The sequence below is a fragment of the Persicitalea sp. genome, from assembly GCF_041751555.1.
In the GTDB taxonomy this organism is placed as follows: Bacteria; Bacteroidota; Bacteroidia; order Cytophagales; family Spirosomataceae; genus Persicitalea.
In genome coordinates this window covers 1-5,653 of sequence record NZ_JBGSXF010000299.1, presented here as the reverse complement: position 1 = coordinate 5,653, position 5,653 = coordinate 1, and the positions used below count along the sequence as shown (strand labels likewise).

Below are 5,653 nucleotides of genomic sequence, written 5' to 3'. Positions count from 1 at the left end.
GAAATTGGGGTTGCATCACTTCGCGTTTGTAGTGCCCATCACTGACAAGAGTAATTCCACGAGAATATGGAATATAAGCAAGCAACAATTGATGACTTGAACAACGTAAAAGAATTGGCGATAAAGTCATGGGGTCAATATCAACCTTGAACAGGAGCGCGCTTTTAAGACTGGCTAGATAATTTTTTATCATGAGGAGAAGTAAGTATAGACTAGCCAGGCCGCAAGAAGCCAAATCAGCGAAATAATAACCAGGCCGAACAAATTCCGGTCCTTTGACCATTCGTAGGTAAGCGCTTTTTCGGTAGCGTCGCTCAGAACTTGATTCGGAATGAGCCTTACGGCGAAATAGATGGCGATTGGCAGCAGGATCAAGTCATCTAATAGACCAAGTACGGGAATGAAATCGGGGATCAGATCCATGGGACTGAGGGCATAGGCCAAAATAAGCATGATTAGGGCTTTGGCGTACCAGGGCGTCCGGTCATCCTGATAGGCCAGGTGTATTACAATCAGCTTTCGCTTCAATTCGCCAGCCCATTCTTTGATTTTTGTCAACATGGTTTTCGGTTTGTTGTGTTCTATTCGGTCGAAAAAGTAAAGATTACCTCGCATGTCGGTCTATGGTCCGCTTTACAGCTATAAAAGCACCTTCAATGTTTTAACCCCGTGGTTCGGAGTACTCTTCGGACACTTCGAACTCAAAATAAACGGCCGACTGTAAAGGCCCTACACCAAAGTTCTGGATAGAATAGTTTCCTTACAGACCACGGATTAGGACTACGGAGAAGGAGAATTAAAGTGATTATAAACAAAGAAGGCCCGTGAGTCACTCACGAGCCTTCTTTGTTTTAAGCTTTTTTGTCTGCTTTATTTATGGTTGTGAAACTGGTAAAACAATCCTAACTGGAAGACATTATTGGTGGTTGCATTCCCTGTTTTGTTTATTTGGCTGATACCTGGAACCCATCTGCCATCGATCCCCAAGCCAGAATCGAACAGGTAGCCCAAGCCTATTGGAAAAGACACATCCGTGGACTTATAATCATTTTTCAAATCAGCCTCCAGATTGTTTGCTTTATTCTTTGCGCTTAGCAGGAAACCTAACTGCGGACCTGCCTGTAAACGAAACCCGTTATCAAACATGTACTGGAACAGAACGGGGACATTGATATAATTCAGGACAAATTTGTTGGTCAATGAGCCCGACGTAAGCGAGCCCCCCTGGCCGGAAAAGATTACCTCCGGTTGAAGCGCCCATTGCTTTGATAAGTGCAAGTGCGCCAGGCCTCCCAAATGGATACCGTTGATGTAATCCAAACTATTACCGTCTTTTACCTCAAGATTAGAAAAGTTAGATCCGACCTTTAGACCAAATGACGGTGCCTGGGCTTGCAGATTACTAAATGAAAAAGCGAGGAGCGAAAGAATCAGGATTTTTTTCATGATACTAAATTTTAGTGGTTTACAATTAGAGTTTCATCTTAAATGGATTAAAGTACTATTCGCATAAATTGCATGCCACCCCAAACGGGAGCATACCGACTATATTCCCATGCAGCTTACCGACGTTTAATGCAGTTATTTACGATAAAATAATATTCAATGATTAAAATAATATTCAATGATTTAATTTGAATTGTTGACTCCCTACTGAATAAAGAGGCAGTAAAAAGTACCATTCGTAGCCTTTTTTAGTCGATTTTAGGGTTCCCTGTGGACACGGAACAGTGGAAAATAATATACAAATCGTGGAAAGGGAAAGTGAAATTGTATCATTATGACTACATATCCTTATTTCTCTGCTAACCCCAATTTCCAATAGACGTTGCTTCACCTCGTGCAGTCCGGGGCGCGTAGCCCGGGGCGCGCAGCCGCGATCACGAGCAAAAGCATTTACTTAAACCAGCCCCTTTTCCGACAAAATAATGTATATTCCTGCCACAAATGCCATGAACAACCGGGATGAGACCGTGGGTTTCATGCAGCGTTTCAGTCTCGTTACCATCATTTCAACCAAAGACAGCGTCCCTACCGCCACACCGCAGTCGCTCGGCTCCCGCCGAGTGACGACTATCCAGTATCACACCCGTTGTTCGGAGTATTCTTCGGACACTCCGAACTAAACATTAACAGCCGTCTGTGACGGCCCCATTTCAATATTTCTCATCTACAACAACATAAATCCCCCCCCCCTCATGCCCAACAAAATAGGAATCATCGGCTCCGGTAACATCGGTGGCGCACTTGGTAAGCACTTCGCCAAAGCCGGGCATTCGGTCATGTTCAGTTCGCGGAACCCTGAGCAACTGCGATCACTGGCCGACGCGGCCGGAAATAACGCACAGGTCGGTACAGTCGAAGAAGCGGCGGAATTTGGCGAGGTACTTTTGCTGGCTTATCCGTTTGGCAAGACACCCGAAGTAGCCAAAAAGATGAAAGACCCGGCGAGCAAGATCATCATCGACGCCAACAACTACTATCCTGGTCGGGATGGGGCGCAACCCGGCCAGGAAATGCAGGAAAAAGGGCTACTCGAAAGCGAGTGGACGGCCAGTTATTTTTCTGGTGCGGAGATCGTAAAAGCGTTCAATACCATTTACGCCAAAACGCTTGAAACGAGAGCATTTGATGAGAAGGCCCCCCTAGCAATTCCGTTTGCGGCTTCCGGTCAAAAAGGAAAATCAGTCATCGAGTCGATTTTCCAAAGCATTGGTTTTGTCGGCGTGTACGTGGGTGATTTATCAAAAACGAAGATCATGCAGCCCGATGAGAAGCTATACACCCTGCAAATCTCGGAGGCAGAAATGCGTAAGTTGATCGGATAGTCTTGATGCAAAAATTTTGGAAGAGTCTGCATCAGCTACCTGAAGCATAGCCGCCTATTAATTTCTTGCCATGAACTACCCATTTCTCCTCTCCTTTCTGCTCCTGGCCTCAACTACCTCCGCTCAGGAAATCAGGTTTATATCCAATTCCCGGATGGTGCTTGGCGTACAAAAGGAAAAGTCGGCCTCGATCAGCATCGGGGACATTGATGGCGACGGCGACCAGGATGCGGTGGTGGCGAACGGTCGGCATTGGCCCCAGCAGAATCAGGTTTTTTACAACGACGGACGCGGTGTATTCACAGTTTCGAGGCCACTAGACGTGCTGAGTGAAACAAGCTACGCTACCGAACTGGCCGACTTCGACGGAGACGGTGACCTGGACATAGCTGTAGGGAACGACATGGCACCCAATGCCTTGTACCTCAACGACGGCTCGGGTACTTTCACCCGGACGGGTACTTTCGGCCACCCCTACGCGCCTACCCGAAACCTAAAAACGGCCGACATCGACGCGGATGGCGACATCGACATCCTGATTACCAATCGGGGAAAGGAAAACGAAATATGCCTCAATGACGGGCGGGGCCATTTCTCTGAGGTAGTACTATTTGGTTCCAGCGACGATTCCACAATCGACGTCGATGTCGCCGACATGAACGGCGACAAGTACCCGGACCTGGTACTTGCCAACCGGGACGAACAGCAAAACTACATCTACCTGAACGACGGTCACTTAGTCTTCACCAAGCGAATTCCGTTCGGGACGGGCAAGGACGAAACGCGCTCGGTGGCGGTAGTCGACATGGATAACGATGGATTCCCGGACATCGTCACGGCCAACATCGGGCAGCCGAATGTCGTGTATTTTGGCGATGGCAAATCGGACTATTCCCGCCAAAGTACCTTCGATGCTTCGGCGGGCAACTCCTATGCCCTCGATGTGGGTGATTTGGATGGAAACGGAACCATCGACGTGGCGATTGCCAACTCGGAAGAACCTAACCAGGTATTTTTGAATATGGATGCCGGAAAAGTCTGGGAGAAAATCGACCTCGGTAATGAAGCATTTGATACCTACGATATTATCCTGGCGGATCTGAACAACGACAACCGACTGGATGTAATAGAAAGCAACTCGGACGAAATGAATAGGTACTATTTCAACGCTCCGAAGAAACGCTGATCACCGGGTAGTAATGCGCCTCCTTACTACTTGCCGTTACCCAGGCTCATGATATACATTCGAAGGCAACCCGTCGCCGCCCTCACCCTGGAGTATTTTTTTGACGTCTGTTCGGGTAGAGTTTGATCAAAGGAGGCTGGAACTACCGGAGCGGTCTGAGACTCCCTGAAAGTCACCGCATAAATTTCGTCTGATTAAACGAAGGGCTACTTTGAACCTGTTGGGATTGTATCCTTTTGTATTGAAAATCCTCAGAGAATTTGAACAATTAAGGATCAAATGAATTTATTACCGTATGCGAATGGTACTAATTTTCTCAATCTTAATAACTTCTTGTATGTCCACTCAAAATAAAAGTGTTGATAATAATGATGCGAAATCAGACTCGTCCGGGGTGATACTTTACAGCTTCTCTAAACAAGGCAAAGGCAAATGGCGCGTACAGGATGATGTCGTTATGGGTGGCCGCTCCGATAGCCAGCTCAAGATGACAGATAATAATTATGCGCATTTCTCCGGTCGCGTTTCATTAGAGAATAATGGTGGGTTTTGTTCGATCCACCAAACCGTAGAAAAGGACCCTTACGTAATCGCTGAAAAATCGGAGGCCTTTCTATTGCGGTTGAAAGGGGATGGCAAAGCGTATAACTTCCGGGTTAGAACACCAAAAGGGCGTCATTCTTACGGTTTTACTTTTCCTACTAAAGGTGGCGATCAATGGGAAACTATCTCTATTCCGTTTGATGCGATGGAGGCTACGTACCGCGGTGAACCAGTGGAAGTACCTAATTATTCAGGTGAAAATGTCGTTGAAATGCAATTGTTGATCGGTAACAAAAAGGAGGAAACCTTCGAGCTATTGATAGAATCCATAGGGGTTAACTAAGCTAGCCAGATCAAAAAAACGTTAGCTAAAAGTGGTTCAGAACTTGGTCAGCTGTTCTAAGCGATCGTTGTTCGGGGTGTTATTCGAACACTCCGAACTCATAATAAAAGGCCGTCTGGGACGGCCCCATCCCGAAGTTCTGGATAAAATAGTTTTCTCACAGACCACGGTGTAGCCCCTCGCCTTCATTGTACAGACCCGATTTGGAAGCAGTTTCCAATATTACTCTCCGAGAGCCGCACTTTAATTTTTGTTGTATCCTCCGCAGTCGCTTGGCTCTTAGCCGAGAGGAGCCGCACCGGCGGACCGGCCACCCGGTGACGACTATCCGGTAGTCCTCCGGGCGGTCTTCTCTATAAGTATAAAAGCCCATTTTCCTTCCTTTAAAAGAAGTCTTCAATTCTCATATTTCGTACTCTAGATGCAAATCATCAAACGCGTTGTCTTCGGGGCGGCAGCCATTGCGGGCCTCAGTACCCTCGGAGCATTCACAGTCTCTTTTTCACCGTTCTCTGCCCCAACAGATTCTCCCAAAATAGCAGCGGGGATCACAGTCCCGACAGGATTTACGGCCACCGTATTTGCCGAGGAACTGGACGGTGCCCGGCACATGGCGGTATCCAAAGGCGGTGATGTATTCTTGCGGCTGTCAAAACCAAAGGACGGAAAAGGTACCTACCGACTCCGGGACACGAACGGCGATGGCGTGATGGACGAAAAAACGGGATTCGGCGACTTCAAAGGAACGGGGGT

Annotated in this window: 7 protein-coding genes and 1 pseudogene; 5 read left to right on the top strand and 3 right to left on the bottom strand. The window is 47.4% G+C overall.

The genetic code is table 11. The features are described from left to right. The 3 genes from ACEW8P_RS10500 to ACEW8P_RS10490 form a co-directional block, all read right to left on the bottom strand. A partial coding sequence (locus ACEW8P_RS10500) for a hypothetical protein (protein ID WP_373513035.1) occupies positions 1 to 193 on the bottom strand: 193 nt, incomplete at its 3' end. Continuing rightward, a complete protein-coding gene (locus ACEW8P_RS10495; protein ID WP_373513034.1) occupies positions 190 to 561 on the bottom strand; it encodes a YkvA family protein in 372 nt (123 codons plus the stop codon). The genes ACEW8P_RS10500 and ACEW8P_RS10495, both read right to left, overlap by 4 nt. Before the next feature lie 309 nt (positions 562 to 870). After that, positions 871 to 1,446, bottom strand: coding sequence for a porin family protein (locus ACEW8P_RS10490; RefSeq protein ID WP_373513033.1), 576 nt, complete (start codon positions 1,444 to 1,446; stop codon positions 871 to 873). A 482-nt stretch (positions 1,447 to 1,928) separates the two neighbouring features. On the opposite strand from ACEW8P_RS10490, the gene ACEW8P_RS10485 reads away from it, so the two are divergent. From ACEW8P_RS10485 to ACEW8P_RS10465, 5 genes and pseudogenes are all read left to right on the top strand, one after another. Beyond that, complete coding sequence (locus tag ACEW8P_RS10485; RefSeq protein ID WP_373513032.1) at positions 1,929 to 2,126, top strand: hypothetical protein; 198 nt, start codon at positions 1,929 to 1,931, stop codon at positions 2,124 to 2,126. A 72-nt stretch (positions 2,127 to 2,198) separates the two neighbouring features. Then, positions 2,199 to 2,828 carry an NADPH-dependent F420 reductase gene (locus ACEW8P_RS10480; RefSeq protein ID WP_373513031.1) on the top strand — a complete coding sequence of 210 codons (630 nt, stop codon included), beginning with the start codon at positions 2,199 to 2,201 and terminating at the stop codon, positions 2,826 to 2,828. A gap of 70 nt (positions 2,829 to 2,898) precedes the next feature. Next, positions 2,899 to 4,014, top strand: coding sequence for an FG-GAP repeat domain-containing protein (locus ACEW8P_RS10475; protein ID WP_373513030.1), 1,116 nt, complete (start codon positions 2,899 to 2,901; stop codon positions 4,012 to 4,014). A gap of 337 nt (positions 4,015 to 4,351) precedes the next feature. Then, on the top strand, positions 4,352 to 4,900 hold the full coding sequence (locus ACEW8P_RS10470) for a CIA30 family protein (RefSeq protein ID WP_373513029.1): 549 nt from the start codon (positions 4,352 to 4,354) through the stop codon (positions 4,898 to 4,900). A 421-nt stretch (positions 4,901 to 5,321) separates the two neighbouring features. After that, positions 5,322 to 5,653 (top strand): annotated as a pseudogene (locus ACEW8P_RS10465) (sorbosone dehydrogenase); the annotation flags it as partial.